Raw genomic sequence first — 19,449 nt, forward strand, 5'->3', positions numbered from 1 at the left:
AAAGAGCAACCGTGATGGAAACAGTATGAACTGGACGTGGTTTCACAAGCTTGGCTCGCCCAAATGGTTTTACGGCATCAGCGGCAAAATGCTGCCCTGGCTGAGCGTTGCGGCGTTGCTGCTGATCGGCGTTGGCGTGGTCTGGGGCCTGGCCTTCGCGCCGCCGGACTACCAGCAGGGCAACAGCTTTCGCATCATCTATATCCACGTTCCGGCCGCCATGCTGGCGCAGTCCATCTACGTGATGCTGGCCGTGTGCGGCATCGTCGGCCTTGTGTGGAAGATGAAACTGGCCGACGTCGCCCTGCAATGCGCGGCGCCCATCGGCGCCTGGATGACCGCCGTGGCGCTGGTCACCGGGGCGATCTGGGGCAAGCCGACCTGGGGCTCATGGTGGGTCTGGGATGCACGCCTTACGTCCATGCTTATCCTGCTGTTCCTGTACTTCGGTCTCATTGCATTGGGCAACGCCATCAGCAATCGTGACAGCGCGGCCAAGGCCTGTGCAGTGCTGGCGATCGTTGGTGTGATCAACATCCCGATCATCAAGTACTCGGTGGAGTGGTGGAACACCCTGCATCAGGGCGCGACCTTCACCCTCACCGAAAAACCGGCGATGCCAGCCGAGATGTGGCTGCCACTGCTGTTGACGGCGCTGGGTTTCTACTGTTTCTTCGGCGCGGTGCTGCTGCTGCGCATGCGTCTTGAAGTGCTCAAGCGCGAAGCCCGGGCCAGTTGGGTCAAAACCGAAGTCGAAAACAGCCTGGAGGTCGCTCGATGAGTTTTGCTTCATTCGGCGACTTCGTCGCCATGGGTCATCATGGCCTGTATGTCTGGTCAGCCTATGGCATCTGCCTGGCGGTATTGGCCCTCAACGTGGCGGCGCCGATCCTGGCCCGCAAGCGGTATCTGCAACAAGAGGCGCGTCGTCTGCGCCGGGAGAACGGCAAGTGAATCCGCTGCGTAAAAAGCGTCTTATCATCATTCTCGCGATCCTGGTCGGGGTCGGCGCTGCCGTTGGCCTGGCCTTGAGTGCCCTGCAGCAGAACATCAACCTGTTTTACACACCGACCCAGATCGCCAACGGCGAAGCCCCGCAAGACACTCGTATCCGCGCCGGCGGCATGGTCGAGGCCGGTTCCTTGCAGCGCTCCGGCGACTCGCTGGACGTGAAGTTTGTCGTCACCGACTTCAACAAATCCGTGACCATCACTTATCGCGGCATCCTGCCGGACCTGTTCCGCGAAGGGCAGGGCATCGTCGCCTTGGGCAAGCTCAATGCCGATGGTGTGGTGGTGGCCGATGAAGTGCTGGCCAAGCACGATGAAAAGTACATGCCGCCGGAAGTGACCAAGGCGTTGAAAGACAGCGGCCAGTCGGCACCCACTCCCGCGAAAGAGGGCTAACTGATGACAGCTGGAATCTTCATTCCCGAATTGGGCCACTTGGCCATGATCCTGGCGTTGTGTTTCGCGCTGGTTCAGGCCGTGGTGCCATTGGTCGGTGCCTGGCGCGGTGACCGCTTCTGGATGAGCCTGGCCCAGCCGGCCGCGTGGGGGCAGTTCGCGTTCTTGCTGTTCGCCTTCGGTTGCCTGACCTACGCTTTCATGGTCGACGATTTCTCCGTGGCCTATGTGGCCAACAACTCCAACAGTGCCTTGCCGTGGTACTACAAGTTCAGCGCCGTGTGGGGTGCCCACGAAGGTTCCCTGCTGTTGTGGGCCTTGATTCTCGGCGGCTGGACCTTTGCGGTATCGGTGTTTTCCCGGCAATTGCCGCAGGTCATGCTGGCCCGCGTGCTGGCGGTGATGGGCATGATCAGCACCGGTTTCCTGCTGTTCCTGATCATGACCTCCAACCCGTTCAAGCGCATCCTGCCGCAAATGCCCACCGACGGTGCCGACCTCAATCCGCTGCTGCAAGACATCGGCCTGATTGTTCACCCGCCGATGCTGTACATGGGTTACGTCGGTTTCTCCGTGGCCTTCGCCTTCGCTATCGCCGCGTTGATGGGCGGTCGCCTGGACGCCGCCTGGGCGCGCTGGTCTCGTCCGTGGACCATCGTGGCTTGGGCGTTCCTCGGCATCGGCATCACCCTCGGTTCGTGGTGGGCGTACTACGAACTCGGCTGGGGCGGCTGGTGGTTCTGGGACCCGGTGGAAAACGCCTCGTTCATGCCATGGCTGGTGGGCACCGCACTGATTCACTCGTTGGCGGTCACGGAAAAACGTGGCGTGTTCAAAAGCTGGACCGTGTTGCTGGCCATCGCTGCGTTTTCGCTGAGCCTGTTGGGTACTTTCCTTGTGCGTTCCGGCGTGCTGACCTCGGTGCACGCCTTTGCGTCCGACCCGGAGCGCGGGGTGTTCATCCTGATTTTCCTGCTGTTCGTGGTGGGTGGTTCGCTGACGTTGTTTGCCCTGCGCGCTCCGGTGGTCAAGAGCCAGGTGGGCTTCAACCTCTGGTCCCGGGAAACCCTGCTGTTGGGTAACAATCTGGTGCTGGTGGTGGCCGCGTCGATGATCCTGCTCGGCACCTTGTATCCGCTGATTCTGGACGCCATGACCGGCGCCAAGCTGTCCGTCGGCCCGCCATACTTCAACGCGCTGTTCATTCCGTTGATGGCATTGCTGATGGTGGTGATGGCGGTCGGCGTGATCGTGCGCTGGAAAGACACTCCGGTGAAATGGCTGGTAAGCATGCTCACCCCGGTCCTGCTCGGCAGCGCCGCGCTGGCCGTAGTGGCCGGCATCGCCTACGGCGATTTCAACTGGGCCGTGCTCGCGACCTTCATGCTCGCTGCCTGGGTGTTGCTGGCCGGCGTGCGTGACATCTTCGACAAGACTCGCCACAAGGGCCTGATCAAAGGACTGCCAACCCTGACCCGCAGCTACTGGGGCATGCAGATCGCGCACCTGGGCATCGCCGTGTGTGCGCTGGGTGTCGTGCTGTCGAGCCAGAACAGTGCCGAGCGCGATCTGCGCCTGGCGCCCGGCGAATCCATGGACCTGGGCGGCTATCAGTTCGTCTTCGAAGGCGCCAAACACTTCGAAGGCCCGAACTTCACCTCCGACAAGGGCACCGTGCGAGTGATCCGCAACGGCAAGGAAATCAGCGTGCTGCACCCGGAAAAACGCCTGTATACCGTGCAGAACTCGGTGATGACCGAAGCGGGTATCGACGCCGGTTTCACCCGCGACCTCTATGTCGCCCTCGGTGAACCACTGGGTAATGGCGCCTGGGCCGTGCGCGTGCACGTCAAGCCGTTCGTGCGCTGGATCTGGTTCGGCGGCTTGCTGACAGGCGCTGGCGGGTTGCTGGCGGCGCTGGATCGGCGTTATCGGGTCAAGGTCAAAAGCCGCGTGCGCGAAGCACTGGGCATGTCGGGAGCCACTGCATGAAGCGTTGGTTGATGTTGTTGCCACTGGCGATTTTTCTGGTGGTCGCGGTATTCCTTTACCGTGGGTTGTACCTGGATCCGGCCGAGCTGCCTTCGGCCATGATCAACAAGCCGTTCCCGGAGTTTTCCCTGCCGTCGGTGCAGGGCGACAAGACCCTGACCCGTGCTGACATTCTGGGCAAACCGGCGCTGGTCAACGTCTGGGGCACCTGGTGCATTTCCTGCCGGGTCGAGCACCCGGTGTTGAACAAACTGGCCCAGCAGGGCGTGGTGATCTACGGCATCAACTACAAGGACGTCAACGCCGATGCCTTGAAGTGGTTGACGGATTTTCATAACCCGTATGCGCTGGATATCCGTGACGACGAAGGCTCGCTGGGCCTGAACCTCGGTGTATACGGCGCACCGGAAACCTTCTTCATCGACGCCAGGGGCATCATCCGTGACAAGTTCGTCGGCGTGATCGACGAGCAGGTCTGGCGTGAAAAACTGGCGGGCAAGTACCAGGCACTGGTCGATGAGGCCAAGCCATGAAGCGCTGGATCGCTGCCGTTGTCCTGGGCTTGAGCCTGGCGGGCGTGGCCCACGCGGCCATCGACACCTACGAGTTCGCCAAGGAAGAAGATCGCGAGCGTTTCCGCGAGTTGACCAAGGAGCTGCGTTGCCCCAAGTGTCAGAATCAGGACATCGCCGATTCCAACGCACCGATTGCCGCCGACCTGCGCAAAGAGATTTTCCGCATGCTCGGCGAGGGCAAGGACAACCAGCAGATCATCGACTTCATGGTCGATCGCTACGGTGATTTCGTCCGCTACAAGCCTGCACTGAACGCCAAGACCGCCTTGCTCTGGTTCGGCCCCGCCGGCCTGCTGCTGGGCGGTGTCGTGATCATCGCGGTGATCGTCCGCCGTCGTCGCGTGCAACGCGCCGGCACCCCGGACTCGCTTTCTGCCGAGGAGCGCTCGCGCCTCGACCACCTGTTGGATAAAACCAAGAATGATTGATTTCTGGCTCGCTGCAGGTCTACTGCTTCTGGTTGCCCTGAGTTTTCTGTTGATCCCGGTGCTGCGCAGTCGTCGTGCCCAGCTCGAAGAGGATCGTACCGCCCTGAACGTCGCGCTGTATCAGGAACGCGTGACTGAGTTGCAGGCTCAGCAGGAAGAGGGCGTGCTCGATGCCGCGCAAATGGACGCCGGTCGCGCCGAAGCTGCCCGTGAGTTGCTGGCGGACACCGAAGGCGCTGAAGCGCCACGGGTGTCGCGTCTGGGCAAACCTTTGCCGTTGCTGGCGGCCATTCTGGTGCCGGTGCTGGGCTTGGGCCTGTATTTGCATTTCGGTGCCAGTGACAAGGTCGAACTGACCCGCGAATTCTCCCAGGCACCCCAGTCGATGGAAGAGATGACGCGGCGCCTGGAACGTGCGGTCGCCGCTCAACCGGATTCCGCCGAAGGCACGTACTTCCTCGGTCGCACCTACATGGCTCAGGATCGCCCGGCGGATGCGGCGAAGATGTTCGAACGCACCGTGAGCCTGGCCGGTCGCCAGCCCGAGTTGCTCGGTCAATGGGCCCAGGCCCAGTACTTCGCCGATGGCAAGAAGTGGTCGGACAAGGTCCAGGCCCTGACCGACGAAGCGCTCAAGGCCGATCCAAAAGAAGTCACCAGCCTTGGCCTGCTTGGCATTGCCGCATTTGAAAGCGAGCGTTATCAGGACGCCATCGATTACTGGAATCGCCTGTTGGCGCAGCTGCTGCCGGAGGACAAGTCCCGCGAGGCGCTGGAAGGCGGAATTACCCGGGCCACGGAGAAGCTGGTGGCCAGTGGCGGCAAGGTTGCACAAGCACCGGCGGCCAAGGCCTCGGCGTTGCTCAAGGTCAGTGTCGATCTGGCCGCGGATCTCAAATCAAAGGTCCAGCCTGGCGACAGCGTGTTCATCTTCGCCCGTGCGATATCCGGTCCTCCAGCCCCGCTGGCGGTCAAGCGCATGACCGTGGCCGACCTGCCGGTAACCGTCGAACTGGGCGATGCCGACGCAATGATGCCGCAATTGAAACTGTCGAACTTCCCTGAAGTCCAACTGGTTGCGCGCATTTCCCGTGCCGGCAAACCGACCGCCGGCGAATGGATTGGTCGCAGCCAGCCCCTGGCAAGCAGCACCACTGCGCCGCAGACACTGACCATCGACAGCCCGGATAAATAACAGGAAACGCCACCATGACCGCCATTGCTCGTATTGCCCTGCTCAGCGCTGTTTTGGGGTTAAGCGCTTGTGCGGTCCAGCAACCAACGGAACATCAGGCACCACCACCGTTCCCGCCGTCGCAGCCAAGCCCCACGCCATCGACGTCGCCTGTACCGAGCAAGCCGACCATCCCGGCCAAACCCTCCAAGCCGTTGCCACGCACGTCTGCCAGCTTCGCGCCACCACCGGGGGGCAATAGCCACTGGGATCCGAAGCTTGGGGTGTATGTGTTGGATGACCAGCCCAATACCTTTTATCGCCAACGTACCTATTACCGCTGGGATAATGGTTGGAGTCGGTCGATTAGTCCGCAAGGACCGTGGGAAGATACTGACATCCAGGGTGTACCGGGTGGCTTGGGGCGGAAATTCGGGCAGTAACGCAAAAAAGGCGACCTTCGGGTCGCCTTTTTTGTGCCTGCTGGAATGTGGTGGGTGGGTCACTGCTGAATTCTGTGGGAGCGAGCTTGCTCGCTATGGACGTCAACGATAACGCGGGCTGTCTGAATCCCCGCGGTGTCCCGGCGTTTTTCACGAGCAAGCTCGCTCCTACAGGGGCAACGCGTTCAATTGCGATCAGGCCGGTCAGTAGGCTTTGATTTTCTTGCCCTCTCGAGAGGCCGAACGTCAGGGGCAAGAGCCCTTGGTTACTTGGGGATTTTCCAAGTAACCCGCCGTAATTGGATGGACTCGCCCGCGCCGAGGCGTCAATGCGCTGCGAGGACACCCTTGGCGTATAGAGACCCGCTGGAAAACCCGCTGGTGCAACCGGTGTTGGTGATGGATCATACGCCGGGCCTGCGGGCTGATCTGGCGCAAGCGTAATCAGGACCGTCTGCCGTGGATCCGGCGAACAGGGCGACAAATGAAGAGGGTGGTTTGATGGCGGGCAGGTTGATCTATCTCATCGGGCCTTCAGGTTCGGGCAAGGACAGCCTGCTGGATGCCGCGCGAACACGGTTGGCCGAACGCGGCTGCCGCATCGTGCGGCGGGTCATCACGCGCTCGGCGGAGGCCGTGGGCGAAGCGGCGCTGGGCGTCAGTGAACAGCAATTCGCCGAAATGGAGGCCCGGGGCGCGTTTGCGCTGAGCTGGCACGCCAACGGATTGTCCTATGGTATCCCACGGGAAATCGACGATTGGCTGGCCGCCGGGCAGGACGTGCTGATCAATGGCTCTCGCGGGCATTTGCAGAACGCGCGCCTGCGCTATCCGAACGCGTTGGTGCTGTTGTTGACTGTGGATCAGGCAGTACTGCGCCAGCGCTTGCTGGAACGTGGGCGGGAATCACCGATCGAGATCGATCAGCGGTTGGCACGCAATGCCCGATTCAGTGAGCAATTGCTGGCGGAGGACCCGGCCGTGCACTTGCTCGACAATTCAGGGCCGCTTGAGCAAACGGTCGACCGGTTGCTGGTCTGCATTGACGAGTAACTCCCGGCTACCTGTCAGGCCTTCCTGGCCAACAACCCCTGCACATACTCGACGAACGCCCGAGCCTTGGCGCTGGCCATTCTCCCCGTAGGGAAAACCGCCCACAAATCCAGGTCCGGCAGTACCCAGTCCTTCATCACTTCCCGAACCGAACCGTCGGCCAGTTCAGGCGCGAACATCCATTGCGAGGCCATGGTCAGCCCTTGGTGGGCCAGCACGGCTTCTCGCAGGCCTTCGGCGGCATTGACGCGGATCCGGCCGTTGACGATGACCGATTGCTCCTCGCCGGCCTTGTTGAACGGCCAACTGGCGCCGTCACCAAGGGTGTAGATGACTGCCTGGTGCTTGCGCAGGTCGGCAGGGCAGGTAGGTTCGCCGTGTTTTTCGAAGTACGCCGGTGTGCCCAGTACCATGCGCCGGCATTCGGCGATCTTGCGCGCAGTCAGGCCCGAGTCGTTCAGGGTGCCCATGCGCAGGGCGATATCGACGCCTTCTTCCACCAGGTTGACGTTGCGATCATCGAGCATCAGATCGATGTTCAACTCCGGGTTTTGCTCCAGGAAGGGACCCAGGTACGGAACGATATGCAGCCGCCCGAAGGTGACAGCCGCGCAGATACGCAGGTTGCCACTCAGCCCGCTGGCGGAACCGCGAGCGGCGTTGTCGGCTTCGTCGGCCTCTTCGATGGCACGCTTGGCCCGTTCGAAAAAGGCCAGCCCGGCCTCGGTGGGCGTCAGCCCCCGGGTCGAACGCAGCAATAGCCGCACCGCCAACCGCGATTCGAGTTGCGCGATGGTTTTCGACACGGCCGGCTGGCCGATATTCAGGCGCCGTGCGGCGGCGGAAAACGAGCCGGTTTCCACCACGTAGACGAAGGTTTCCATTGCGCCGAGGCGGTCCATCCAGAGTCCTTGTACTGTTCTGAAAATCACTGCGGATCCACTGTGGGAGCGAGTCTGCTCCGGGCGGCGATCCTACTGGGTTTTGAGGCCTATGCCGTCGCCAGCGAAACCTTCTGCGAAACACTCAGGAACCGCAACAACGCCAGCAGCGGAAACGCGCTGCCGACGATCACGATCCACAACCAGCCGCCGTGTTCGTACACCGCGCTGGCCACCGAAGAGCCGAAGGCGCCGCCGATGAAGATGCTGGTCATGTACAGCGCATTCAGGCGGCTGCGGCTTTTACCGTCGAGGGCGTAGACCGCACGCTGGCCGAGGACCATGTTCATCTGCACACAGAAGTCGAGCACCACGCCGGTCACCGCCAGGCCGATGACGCTGTAGATCGGATGGATAAACGCCGGCATGAAACTCAGGCTGGCGAACAGCAGGGCCAGCAACGATGCGATGCGGGTGTGACCGGAATCGGCCAGGCGACCGGCGATCGGGGCAGCAATGGCGCCGATGGCCCCGACCAGGGCGAAGATCGCGATCTCGCTTTGCGACAAACCGTGATTGCGCGCCAGTTCCAGCGGCACGGCGGTCCAGAACAGGCTGAAGGTGGCAAACATGCAGCCTTGGTAAAACGCACGCTGGCGCAGGACCGGTTGCTTGCGCAAAAGCGTCCACAGAGAGCCCAGCAACTGGCCATAGGACGCGCTGTGATCAGGCTCACGCTTGGGAATGGTCACGGCCAGCACGATGCTGATGGCCGCCATCAACACCGCGGCAATCACAAACATCGCCCGCCAGCCGAAGTGGTCGGCCACCACGCTGGACACCGGTCGGGCGAGCAGAATGCCGAGCAACAATCCACCCATGATCCCGCCCACCACACGGCCACGGGTTGCTTCCGGTGCCAGGTGCGCGGCCAACGGAATCAGGATTTGCACCGAAACCGAACTGAACCCCACCAACAGTGAAATCAGCAAAAACACGTTCGGCTGGTCGGTAAACGCCGCACCTAGCAGGCTGACAATTGCCACCAGCGTGGTGATGATCATCAACCGGCGGTTCTCCAGCAGATCCCCCAGCGGCACCAGGAAAAACAGTCCCAGCGCATAGCCAATCTGAGTCAAGGAAACGATCAGGCTGGCCATGGTGTTGGTCAGGCCAATGTCCGGCGCGATCAGGCCGATGATCGGCTGGGCGTAGTAGATATTGGCGACAATGGCGCCGCAGCAGAAGGCGAACAGCAGCACCATGCCTCGGGTCATTGTCGCGGTGCCGTGGGACACCTGGGTCGCTGGGTTCATAACGGGTCTCGCTGTACGGAAAGGAATGCGCGCAGGCTAATGGGCTGACTGAATCGGCGGAAGCGTGATTGGAGTGATAGCAATCATTCCATTGCGGAATGACTGACGAACGCGTGTGTCTTGCGTCAGAACATCGAGGGTGAATGATACATTCACCTACATCTTGTTCGTGAAGATCGTGACCTTTGTGACGCAGGACGCTGACGGCACGCTCACCGCCCAATCCATTTCGGCGGGCAAGGATAGCGTGACGCCGCCGATGTAGCGGGATGTCGAAGAACCTGTGGGAGCGAGCTTGCTCGCGATAACGTAATGGCAGTCAACGACGATGCTGACTGTTCAATTGTCATCGCGAGCAAGCTCGCTCCCATAGAAGTTGCAGTGTTTCAGTCGATTACTTGCCACTGTAGATCTGGTCGAAAACCCCGCCATCATTGAAGTGGGTCTTCTGCACGGTGCGCCAGTCACCAAAGGTCTTCTCGACCGACAGGAAGTCTACTTTCGGGAAACGGTCGGTGTACTTGGCCAGCACGGCTGGATCACGCGGGCGCAGGTAGTTTGCCGCGGCAATTTCCTGACCTTCCGGCGACCACAAGTACTTCAGGTATTCCTCGGCCGCTGCACGGGTGCCTTTTTTGTCGACGGTCTTGTCGACCACCGACACCGGTGGCTCGGCTTCGGCGGAAACGCTTGGGTAGATGACTTCGAACTGATCACGGCCGAACTCGCGGGCGATCATTTCCGCTTCATTCTCGAACGTCACCAATACGTCGCCGATCTGGTTGGTCATGAAAGTAGTCGTCGCGGCGCGGCCACCGGTATCCAGCACCGGCGCTTGTTTGAACAGCTTGCCGACGAAATCTTTGGCCTTGTTCTCGTCTCCGCCGTTTTTCAGCACGTAGCCCCAGGCCGACAGGTAGGTGTAGCGACCGTTGCCGGAGGTTTTCGGGTTCGGGACGATGACCTGAACGCCGTCCTTGAGCAGGTCAGGCCAGTCTTTCAGGGCTTTCGGGTTGCCCTTGCGCACGATGAACACGGTGGCCGAGGTGAACGGCGCGCTGTTGTTCGGCAGGCGCGTGACCCAGTTGTCCGGGACCAGTTTGCCATTGTCCGCCAGGGCGTTGATGTCGGTGGCCATGTTCATGGTGATGACGTCGGCCGGCAAGCCGTCGATGACCGAACGCGCCTGTTTGCTGGAGCCGCCGAAGGACATTTGCAGGGTGATGTTTTCGTTGTGCTCGGCTTGCCAGTGTTTCTGGAACGCAGTGTTGTAGTCCTTGTAGAAATCGCGCATCACGTCGTAGGAAACGTTGAGTAGGGTCGGTGCAGCCTGGGCGATGTTGCCCAGGGCCAGGCCAGCGGCGATAAGCGAGGCGCCAAAGAGTTTTTTCACTGCGCATTCCTTGTTCTATTAAAAGTGGGGCAATTTGCCAGCGACTATAACTGGGCTCGTATAGTCCTTTAAAGATTAAAAAGCTCTTTGCTTATTCCCGTTTCCTGAACAACGCATTACCGCAACGGGAGCAGAACGACGCCTCCGGCTCATGACTGTCCTTGGCGCACACCGGGCAGTGGTGCTGCAACTGGCCGCCACGCATGGCCGTGGCCAGTTCGGCGGTGAAGATCCCGGTAGGCACGGCGATGATCGAGTAACCGGTGATCATCACCATCGACGAGATGACCTGGCCCAGTGCGGTCTTGGGCACGATGTCGCCGTAACCGACGGTGGTCAACGTCACGATAGCCCAGTAAATACCCTTGGGAATGCTGGTGAAGCCATGTTGCGGGCCTTCGACCACATACATCAGGGTGCCGAACACCGTCACCAGGGTGCAGACGCTGAGCAGGAACACAAGGATCTTCTGCTTGCTGCCACGCAGGGCATCGAGCAGGTAATGAGCTTGCTTGAGGTATGGGCCGAGCTTGAGCACGCGGAAGATCCGCAGCATCCGGATCACCCGGATGATCAGCAGGTACTGGGCATCGCTGTAGTAGAGCGCGAGGATGCCGGGCACGATGGCCAGCAAGTCCACCAGCCCATAGAAACTGAAGGCGTAGCGCAGGGGCTTGGGCGAGCAGTACAGGCGCAGGATGTACTCGCCGAGGAAGATCACCGTGAAGCCCCACTCGATGTACGCCAGCAGGCTGGCGTAGTTTTGGTGGACGTCATCGATGCTGTCCAGAATCACGACTACCAGGCTGGCGAAGATGATCAGCAGCAGGCTTGTGTCGAAGCGTCGCCCGGCGACGGTGTCGGTCTGGAAAATAATCACGTACAGGCGATTACGCCACGTGTCGTTGCTGATCATGCACATCGCCTTGGCCGCAAATCAGCGCAGCCTAGGTTGATTCTCCCCAGGAGCGCAAGGCGCGCTGTCGACTGTGGCTTTGCCGAGCATTTGAATAACACTGCGAATCAGCCAGCCGGCAAGAATGAACGGCGCGGTCAGCGTGGGCAGACCGATGGCGGCAAACAGCGGCGTCAGCAACAGCGCCAGGCCGATGCCAACCAGCGGCAGCCACTGTTGGCGACGCTGGGAGCTGAAGGCGAGGGCGGCCAGCACGGCGTTATAGCCACCGAGGCCGAGCAGTGCGGTATAGAAGTCGTGGTGCAGCAGGCTCCAGCCCATGCCCGCGACTGAGGCCAGCAACGCCCAGCAGAACGCGCGGCGATCAGCGATCAGCAAACCGGCGGCAATCATCGCTCCGGCCAGCGGATGACCGAGGAACATCACCTGGCCGAGGCCTTTGAGTGGCGCTGCGAGCATGTTCAGGGTGCTGACTTCGATCAAGTGCGGCTCTGTCGAGGGCGTGGCGAAGCACAGCAGCAACCAGCCCAGCCCAACGAAGGGCGCGGTGTAAGCCGGCAGATATTGGCTGAACCGGACGCGCTTGAGCCACTGTTGGGTGACCATCGCGCTCAGGCCTCCGGCGGCCAGAATCAGCAGCGGCATCATCGCCGACCAGGGGAAATACAGGCTCAGCAACAGACCGAGCAGAACGCCGTTGTAGCTGAACAGCCCGGCCTGACGATCAGCCTTGGCATAGTTGCGACGTTGCGCGGTCAGCAGCCCGGCGACACCGCCGAGCAAAGCGCCGCCGAGCAAGGCGGGCGCCGTGAACACAATGGCCAGCAGGCACAGCAGGCCGCACAGCGGATTGCGCTGGAGAAAGATCTGGCTGAAGCCGTTGAGCAACGCTTCGGCCCAGTCGGGGCAGTGGGTGTTGAAATGGTTGGCAGGCATGGCAGGTCTGAAAGTCAGTGGGACCGGGTTGCCTGCATCGCGAGCAGGTTCGCTCCCCCATTGAGTCTTTGCTCAGTCATTGTATTTGTGCCGTACACAAATCAACTGTGGGAGCGAGCTTGCTCGCGATGAGGCCGGTATGGGCGCTAGATCAATGTCTCGATACGCAGAGAGTTAGTCGACCCAGGCTGCCCAAAGGGCACACCGGCGGTGATCAATAACGTGTCGCCACGCTGCGCCATGCCTTGGGCCTGGGCAATCTCCAGTGCCGTCGAGCAGACTTCATCGACCTGACGCAGGCGGTCGTTGACCACTGAGTGCACACCCCACGCCACGCTCAGGCGACGGGCGGTCTGCAGGTTCGGTGTCAGGTTGAGGATTGGCACCGTCGGCCGCTCCCGCGCCGCACGCAGGCTCGACGCACCGGACTCGCTGTAGTTGACCAGCACCGCCACCGGCAGCACGTTGCTGATACGGCGAATGGCGCAGCTGATTGCATCGGAAACAGTCGCCTCGGCTTTCGGCCGGCTGACGTCGAGTTGAGTCTGATAGTCCGGCCCGTTTTCCACCTGGCGGATGATCTTGCTCATCATCTGCACGGCTTCGAGCGGGTATTCGCCGGATGCGGTTTCCGCCGACAGCATCACCGCGTCCGCACCTTCGGCCACGGCGTTGGCCACATCGGTGACTTCGGCGCGGGTTGGCGCGGGTGAGAAGCGCATCGACTCCAACATCTGAGTGGCGACTACCACCGGTTTGCCGAGCTGGCGGCAGGTGCTGATAATGTTCTTCTGGATCTGCGGCACGCTTTCAGCCGGCACTTCCACACCCAGGTCACCCCGGGCGACCATGATCGCGTCGCTCAATTCGGCTATCTCGCGCAGTTGCTCGACGGCCGAGGGCTTCTCGATCTTGGCCATCAGGAACGCCTTGTCGCCGATCAGGGTACGGGCTTCGCGGATGTCATCGGGACGTTGCACGAACGACAGCGCCACCCAGTCCACACCCAACTCCAGACCGAAGGCCAAGTCGCGGCGATCCTTGGCGGTCAGCGGGCTCAGGTCGAGCACCGCTTGTGGCACGTTCACGCCTTTGCGGTCCGACAGTTCGCCGCCATTGAGCACGGTGGTGTCGATGGCGTCGGCGTACTTGGTCACCACTCGCAGACGCAACTTGCCATCGTCCAGCAGCAGGTCCATGCCCGGCTCCAGCGCGGCGATAATTTCCGGGTGGGGCAGGTTGACCCGGCGCTCATCGCCCGGCGTGGCATCGAGGTCCAGGCGCAAGGCCTGGCCGCGAACCAGCTGCACCTTACCTTCGGCGAACTTGCCGACCCGCAGTTTCGGGCCTTGCAGGTCCATCAGGATGCCCAATGGATAATTGAGTTGACGCTCGACTTCACGAATCCACTGGAAACGCTGGGCGTGGTCAGCATGATCGCCATGGCTGAAGTTCAGGCGGAAGATGTTGACCCCGGCCAGCACCAGTTCACGGATGGCATCGATGCCGTCGATGGCCGGGCCGAGCGTGGCGAGGATTTTGACCTTTTTATCAGGCGTCATGTTTAGTGCTCTCAAGGATCAGAATGGCGCGGAAGTCGTTGACGTTGGTACGGGTTGGCTCGGTGACGATCAGGGCGTCCAGCGCCTCGAAGTAGCCGTAACCGTTGTTGTTGTCCAACTCGTCACTGGCGCTCAGGCCCTTTGCCGCGGCGCGGGCGTAGCTGTCCGGAGTCATGATCGCGCCGGCGTTGTCTTCGGAACCGTCGATGCCGTCGGTGTCACCGGCCAGTGCGTAGACACCGGGCAGGCCCTTGAGGCTGTCGGTCAGGCTGAGCAGGAACTCGGCATTGCGACCGCCACGGCCATTGCCGCGCACGGTCACGGTGGTTTCACCGCCCGAGAGAATCACGCAGGGCGCCGCCAGTGGCTGACCGTGCAGGACGATCTGCCGTGCGATGCCAGCGTGGACTTTCGCCACCTCGCGGGATTCGCCTTCAAGGTCGCCGAGGATCAGCGGACTGAACCCGGCCTGACGGCATTTCACCGCCGCCGCTTCAAGGGATTGCTGCGGGCGGGCGATCAACTGGAAATGACTGCGTGCCAGGCTCGGGTCGCCGGGTTTGACGGTTTCCGATTCGGGGCTTTGCAGCCAGGTGCGCACCGAAGCCGGAACCTCGATGGCGTAGCGTTTGAGGATCGCCAGCGCTTCGGCCGACGTGCTCGGGTCGGCCACGGTAGGGCCGGAGGCGATGACCGTGGCGAGGTCGCCCGGCACATCGGAAATCGCATAGGTATAAACCGTGGCAGGCCAGCAGGCTTTGCCCAGACGCCCGCCCTTGATCGCCGAGAGGTGCTTGCGCACGCAGTTCATCTCGCCGATGGTGGCGCCGGACTTGAGCAGGGCTTTGTTGATTGACTGCTTGTCGGCCAGGGTGATGCCTTCGGCCGGCAGTGCCAGCAGTGCAGAGCCGCCACCGGAAAGCAGGAAGATCACGCGGTCGGATTCGTTCAGGTTGCTGACCAGTTCCAGCACACGCTTGGCCACCGCCAGACCAGCAGCGTCCGGTACCGGATGTGCGGCTTCGACCACTTCGATTTTTTCGCAAGGTGCGCCGTGACCGTAGCGGGTCACCACCAGGCCGGACACTTCACCCTGCCAGCAGCGCTCGACCACCTGGGCCATGGCGGCTGCGGCTTTGCCGGCGCCAATGACGATCACGCGGCCGCTGCGGTCGGTTGGCAAATGGGCTTCGAGGACTTGTTGCGGATGCGCCGCATCGATGGCTGTGGCAAACAGCTCGCGCAGCAATTGTTGCGGATCGACCGACATGGCGGGCTCCCGGAATTCTTGTTATTTGAAGGGCAACTCGGGTTCCTGTGGGAGCGAGCTTGCTCGCGATAGCGGTGTGTCAGTCAACATGGATGTTGATAGTCAGGGCCTCATCGCGAGCAAGCTCGCTCCCACAGGTTTGATGCAGTTTCGGGCAGGGGGCTTACTTCTTGTCGCGAATCGAGAAGTTAGCCATGTGTTCCAGGCCCTTGATCAGCGCCGAGTGATCCCAGTTGCTGCCACCGATGGCCGCGCAGGTGCTGAACACTTGCTGGGTGTTGGCGGTGTTCGGCAGGTTGATGTTCAGCTCCTTGGCGCCTTGCAGGGCCAGGTTCAGGTCCTTCTGGTGCAGGCTGATGCGGAAGCCTGGATCGAAGGTGCCCTTGATCATGCGCTCGCCATGCACTTCGAGGATTTTGGAGGACGCGAAACCGCCCATCAGTGCTTCACGCACCTTGGCCGGATCGGCACCGTTTTTCGAAGCGAACAGCAGGGCTTCGGCCACGGCCTGGATGTTCAGGGCCACGATGATCTGGTTGGCCACCTTGGCGGTTTGACCGTCGCCATTGCCACCGACCAGGGTGATGTTTTTGCCCATGGCCTGGAACAGTGGCAGGGCGCGCTCGAAGGCGTCGGCATCGCCGCCGACCATGATGCTCAGGGTCGCAGCCTTGGCGCCGACTTCACCGCCGGAGACCGGGGCGTCGAGGTATTGCGCGCCTTTTTCGTTGATCTTTGCTGCGAAAGCCTTGGTGGCGGTCGGCGAGATCGAGCTCATGTCGATCACCACTTTGCCTTTGCCAACACCAGCGGCAACGCCGTCGGCGCGGAACAGCACGTCGTCGACCTGCGGGGTATCTGGCACCATGACGATGATGAACTCGGCTTCCTGGGCCACTTCCTTCGGGTTCGCCAGAGCGACGGCGCCTGCGGCGATCAGGTCGGCAGGCGCAGGGTCGTGGTGGGCCGACAGGAACAGGCTGTGACCGGCTTTCTGCAGGTTCAATGCCATTGGGTGGCCCATGATGCCGGTGCCGATAAATCCGATTTTAGCCATGAGAAAATCCTCTTGTTTTTGTCTTTTGTAGGAGCGAGCTTGCTCGCGAAAAAACTCAACGAAAACGCGTACTGCCTGAGTAATCGCGGCGCCTGATCGTTCTTCGCGAGCAGGCTCGCTCCTACAGGGATATGTGTTAAATCGCGTTATGGGTTTTCAACCAGCCCAGGCCCGCTTCAGTGGTGGTCAACGGCTTGTATTCGCAACCGACCCAGCCCTGGTAACCGATGCGGTCCAGGTGTTCGAACAGGAAGCGGTAGTTGATTTCACCGGTGCCTGGTTCGTTGCGCCCCGGGTTGTCCGCGAGCTGCACGTGGTTGATCTCGCCTAGGTGCGATTGCAGGGTGCGGGCCAGATCGCCTTCCATGATTTGCATGTGATAGATGTCGTATTGCAGGAACAGGTTGGCGCTGCCGACCTGCTCGCGAATCGACAGGGCTTGCGCCGTGTTGTTCAGGTAGAAACCTGGAATGTCACGGGTGTTGATCGCTTCCATCACCAGTTTGATGCCCGCCGCTTGCAGCTTGTCGGCCGCGTACTTGAGGTTGGCGACGAAGGTTTTCTCCACGGTGGCATCGTCGAGGCCCTGCGGACGAATACCGGCCAGGCAGTTGACCTGGGTGTTGCCCAGCACCTTCGCATAAGCGATGGCCAGGTCGACACCGGCACGGAACTCTTCAACCCGATCCGGCAGGCACGCGATACCACGTTCGCCCTTGGCCCAGTCACCGGCCGGCAGATTGAACAGCACTTGGGTCAGGCCGTTGGCGTCGAGCTGGGCCTTGATTTCGGCAGAGCTGAAGTCGTACGGGAACAGGTATTCGACACCACTGAAGCCGGCTTTGGCGGCCGCTTCGAAACGGGCAAGGAAGTCCTGTTCGGTGAACAGCATGGACAGGTTGGCTGCGAAACGCGGCATGGTGGTCTCCTGTAAATGTGTGTAGGCCCCTTGTAGGAGCGAGCTTGCTCGCGATGGCGGTGTGTCAGTCAACATAGATGTTGAATGTGCCGGACTCATCGCGAGCAAGCTCGCTCCCACAGGGGTGGTGATCAATCAAGCAACGAAATCGCAGTCGGTGCGTCGTCGCCGACCAGCGCCAGGTCTTCGAATTCGTTGACGGCGTTGATCTCGGTACCCATGGAAATGTTGGTCACGCGCTCCAGGATAATCTCGACGATCACTGGAACCTTGAACTCTTCGATCAGTTCCTGAGCCTTGCGCAGGGCAGGCTGGATCTGAGCCGGTTCGAACACACGCAGCGCCTTGCAGCCGAGGCCTTCGGCCACCGCGACGTGGTCGACACCGTAGCCGTTGAGTTCAGGGGCGTTGAGGTTGTCGAAGGACAGCTGCACGCAGTAGTCCATGTCGAAACCGCGCTGTGCCTGACGGATCAGACCCAGGTACGAGTTGTTCACCACGACGTGGATGTAAGGCAGTTTGAACTGAGCGCCGACCGCCAGTTCTTCGATCATGAACTGGAAGTCATAGTCCCCCGAAAGGGCTACGACTTTACGGTTCGGATCGGCCTTGACCACGCCCAGCGCTGCCGGAATGGTCCAGCCCAACGGGCCTGCCTGACCGCAGTTGATCCAGTGACGCGGCTTGTAGACGTGCAGGAACTGCGCGCCGGCAATCTGCGACAGACCGATGGTGCTGACGTAGCAGGTGTCTTTGCCGAACACCTGGTTCATTTCTTCGTAAACGCGTTGCGGCTTGACTGGCACGTTGTCGAAGTGAGTCTTGCGCTGCAGGCTGGCTTTGCGCTGCTGGCAGTCTTGCAGCCAGGCGCTGCGGTTCTTCAGTTTGCCAGCGGCTTGCCATTCGCGAGCGACTTCGATGAACACGGTCAGCGCGGCGGCAGCGTCGGAAACGATGCCCAGGTCCGGGGTGAACACGCGGCCGATCTGGGTCGGTTCGATATCAACGTGAATGAACTTGCGGCCTTCGGTGTACACGTCAACGGAACCGGTGTGACGGTTGGCCCAGCGGTTGCCTACGCCCAGAACCACGTCGGACTTGAGCATGGTGGCGTTGCCGTAGCGGTGCGAAGTCTGCAAACCAACCATGCCCACCATCAGCGGGTGATCGTCCGGGATGGCGCCCCAGCCCATCAGGGTCGGGATCACCGGAATACCGGTCAGCTCGGCGAACTCCACCAGAAGGTCGGCGGCGTCGGCATTGATGATGCCGCCACCGGCCACCAACAATGGACGTTCGGCCTGATCCAGCATGGCCAGGGCCTTTTCAACCTGGACGCGGGTAGCGCTCGGTTTGGCCAATGGCAATGGCTGGTAGGCGTCGATGTCGAATTCGATTTCGGCCATCTGCACGTCAAACGGCAGGTCGATCAGCACCGGGCCTGGACGGCCGGAGCGCATTTCATAGAAAGCTTTTTGGAATGCATAGGGCACCTGGCCCGGTTCCATGACGGTGGTCGACCACTTGGTGACTGGCTTGACGATGGTGGTGATATCGACGGCCTGGAAGTCTTCCTTGTGCATACGGGCGCGGGGTGCCTGGCCGGTAATGCAGAGGATTGGAATCGAGTCGGCCGAGGCGCTGTAGAGCCCGGTGACCATGTCGGTGCCGGCAGGGCCGGAAGTGCCGATGCACACGCCGATGTTGCCGGCCTTGGTGCGGGTGTAGCCCTCGGCCATGTGCGAGGCGCCTTCAACGTGGCGAGCGAGTACGTGATCGATGCCGCCGACCTTTTGCAGGGCGGAGTACAGCGGGTTGATGGCGGCACCCGGGATGCCAAAAGCGGTATCGACCCCTTCACGGCGCATCACCAGAACGGCGGCTTCGATTGCTCTCATTTTGCTCATGGTTTTGTGCCTCTTTACGTTTTGTAATTGTATACAAGTGGCTTTGCGCAGAGTGTATTCACGGCGGACGGCGCAGGTCAATCCATTTTCTCAAGCGCTTGTTTCATTCGTCGGAAGCCCGTTCTGCTGTGGCTTTTCGTCGCATGTGGCGCCTTTCGATGATTATTGTATACAAAAAAATAATTCATTGTGTTCTATTTGTTGCATCGGGCTGCGGCACA

General features: G+C 61.2%; 19 protein-coding genes. 9 read left to right on the forward strand and 10 right to left on the reverse strand.

The features are described from left to right. Window positions 1–25: 25 nt before the first annotated feature. The 9 genes from AC3WTM_RS11905 (at window position 26) to phnN (ending at window position 7,071) form a co-directional block, all read left to right on the forward strand. The gene (locus AC3WTM_RS11905; RefSeq protein ID WP_102669713.1) at window positions 26–781 is read left to right on the forward strand and encodes a heme ABC transporter permease; all 756 of its coding nucleotides are present in this window, start codon (window positions 26–28) and stop codon (window positions 779–781) included. Beyond that, on the forward strand, window positions 778–954 hold the full coding sequence (gene ccmD, locus AC3WTM_RS11910; RefSeq protein ID WP_057715863.1) for a heme exporter protein CcmD: 177 nt from the start codon (window positions 778–780) through the stop codon (window positions 952–954). Before AC3WTM_RS11905 ends, ccmD begins: the two co-directional genes overlap by 4 nt. Beyond that, on the forward strand, window positions 951–1,406 hold the full coding sequence (gene ccmE, locus AC3WTM_RS11915) for a cytochrome c maturation protein CcmE (protein WP_008052305.1): 456 nt from the start codon (window positions 951–953) through the stop codon (window positions 1,404–1,406). The genes ccmD and ccmE overlap by 4 nt, the downstream gene beginning before the upstream one ends. A gap of 3 nt (window positions 1,407–1,409) precedes the next feature. Further along, on the forward strand, window positions 1,410–3,398 hold the full coding sequence (locus AC3WTM_RS11920) for a heme lyase CcmF/NrfE family subunit (protein ID WP_057715862.1): 1,989 nt from the start codon (window positions 1,410–1,412) through the stop codon (window positions 3,396–3,398). Further along, window positions 3,395–3,931, forward strand: a complete 537-nt coding sequence (locus AC3WTM_RS11925) for a DsbE family thiol:disulfide interchange protein (protein ID WP_102669712.1) — start codon at window positions 3,395–3,397, stop codon at window positions 3,929–3,931. Before AC3WTM_RS11920 ends, AC3WTM_RS11925 begins: the two co-directional genes overlap by 4 nt. After that, window positions 3,928–4,401: a cytochrome c-type biogenesis protein gene (locus AC3WTM_RS11930; protein ID WP_102669711.1), complete on the forward strand. Its 474-nt coding sequence runs from the start codon at window positions 3,928–3,930 to the stop codon at window positions 4,399–4,401. Before AC3WTM_RS11925 ends, AC3WTM_RS11930 begins: the two co-directional genes overlap by 4 nt. Next, window positions 4,394–5,596: a c-type cytochrome biogenesis protein CcmI gene (ccmI, locus tag AC3WTM_RS11935; RefSeq protein WP_102669710.1), complete on the forward strand. Its 1,203-nt coding sequence runs from the start codon at window positions 4,394–4,396 to the stop codon at window positions 5,594–5,596. Before AC3WTM_RS11930 ends, ccmI begins: the two co-directional genes overlap by 8 nt. A 14-nt stretch (window positions 5,597–5,610) precedes the next feature. Then, the gene (locus AC3WTM_RS11940) at window positions 5,611–6,018 is read left to right on the forward strand and encodes a hypothetical protein (protein WP_079246789.1); all 408 of its coding nucleotides are present in this window, start codon (window positions 5,611–5,613) and stop codon (window positions 6,016–6,018) included. A 501-nt stretch (window positions 6,019–6,519) separates the two neighbouring features. Continuing rightward, the gene (phnN, locus tag AC3WTM_RS11945; protein ID WP_102669709.1) at window positions 6,520–7,071 is read left to right on the forward strand and encodes a phosphonate metabolism protein/1,5-bisphosphokinase (PRPP-forming) PhnN; all 552 of its coding nucleotides are present in this window, start codon (window positions 6,520–6,522) and stop codon (window positions 7,069–7,071) included. Between the two features lie 14 nt (window positions 7,072–7,085). On the opposite strand, the gene AC3WTM_RS11950 is transcribed toward phnN, so the two are convergent. The 10 genes from AC3WTM_RS11950 to gcl form a co-directional block, all read right to left on the reverse strand. Further along, the gene (locus tag AC3WTM_RS11950; protein ID WP_102669708.1) at window positions 7,086–7,973 is read right to left on the reverse strand and encodes a LysR family transcriptional regulator; all 888 of its coding nucleotides are present in this window, start codon (window positions 7,971–7,973) and stop codon (window positions 7,086–7,088) included. Window positions 7,974–8,062: 89 nt separating this feature from the next. Beyond that, window positions 8,063–9,268 (reverse strand): MFS transporter, encoded by a 1,206-nt coding sequence (locus AC3WTM_RS11955; protein WP_102669707.1) that lies wholly within the window; start codon window positions 9,266–9,268, stop codon window positions 8,063–8,065. 394 nt (window positions 9,269–9,662) lie between these two features. Then, entirely contained in the window at window positions 9,663–10,661 is a 999-nt protein-coding gene (locus tag AC3WTM_RS11960; RefSeq protein WP_102669706.1) for a sulfate ABC transporter substrate-binding protein, read from the reverse strand. Between the two features lie 91 nt (window positions 10,662–10,752). Continuing rightward, window positions 10,753–11,577, reverse strand: a complete 825-nt coding sequence (locus AC3WTM_RS11965) for an ion transporter (RefSeq protein WP_102669705.1) — start codon at window positions 11,575–11,577, stop codon at window positions 10,753–10,755. A gap of 21 nt (window positions 11,578–11,598) precedes the next feature. Further along, window positions 11,599–12,513: an urea transporter gene (locus tag AC3WTM_RS11970; RefSeq protein ID WP_102669704.1), complete on the reverse strand. Its 915-nt coding sequence runs from the start codon at window positions 12,511–12,513 to the stop codon at window positions 11,599–11,601. A 146-nt stretch (window positions 12,514–12,659) separates the two neighbouring features. Further along, window positions 12,660–14,075 (reverse strand): pyruvate kinase, encoded by a 1,416-nt coding sequence (pyk, locus tag AC3WTM_RS11975; RefSeq protein ID WP_090453871.1) that lies wholly within the window; start codon window positions 14,073–14,075, stop codon window positions 12,660–12,662. Further along, window positions 14,065–15,345 (reverse strand): glycerate kinase type-2 family protein, encoded by a 1,281-nt coding sequence (locus tag AC3WTM_RS11980; RefSeq protein WP_102669703.1) that lies wholly within the window; start codon window positions 15,343–15,345, stop codon window positions 14,065–14,067. The genes pyk and AC3WTM_RS11980 overlap by 11 nt, the downstream gene beginning before the upstream one ends. 163 nt (window positions 15,346–15,508) lie before the next feature. After that, complete coding sequence (locus AC3WTM_RS11985) at window positions 15,509–16,402, reverse strand: 2-hydroxy-3-oxopropionate reductase (protein WP_102669702.1); 894 nt, start codon at window positions 16,400–16,402, stop codon at window positions 15,509–15,511. Window positions 16,403–16,538: 136 nt separating this feature from the next. After that, on the reverse strand, window positions 16,539–17,321 hold the full coding sequence (gene hyi / locus AC3WTM_RS11990; RefSeq protein WP_102669701.1) for a hydroxypyruvate isomerase: 783 nt from the start codon (window positions 17,319–17,321) through the stop codon (window positions 16,539–16,541). Window positions 17,322–17,452: 131 nt separating this feature from the next. After that, window positions 17,453–19,228 carry a glyoxylate carboligase gene (gene gcl / locus AC3WTM_RS11995; protein ID WP_057715848.1) on the reverse strand — a complete coding sequence of 592 codons (1,776 nt, stop codon included), beginning with the start codon at window positions 19,226–19,228 and terminating at the stop codon, window positions 17,453–17,455. Window positions 19,229–19,449: the final 221 nt, after the last annotated feature.

The sequence above is a fragment of the Pseudomonas sp. EU05-FHT14B02 genome (genome assembly GCF_058791055.1).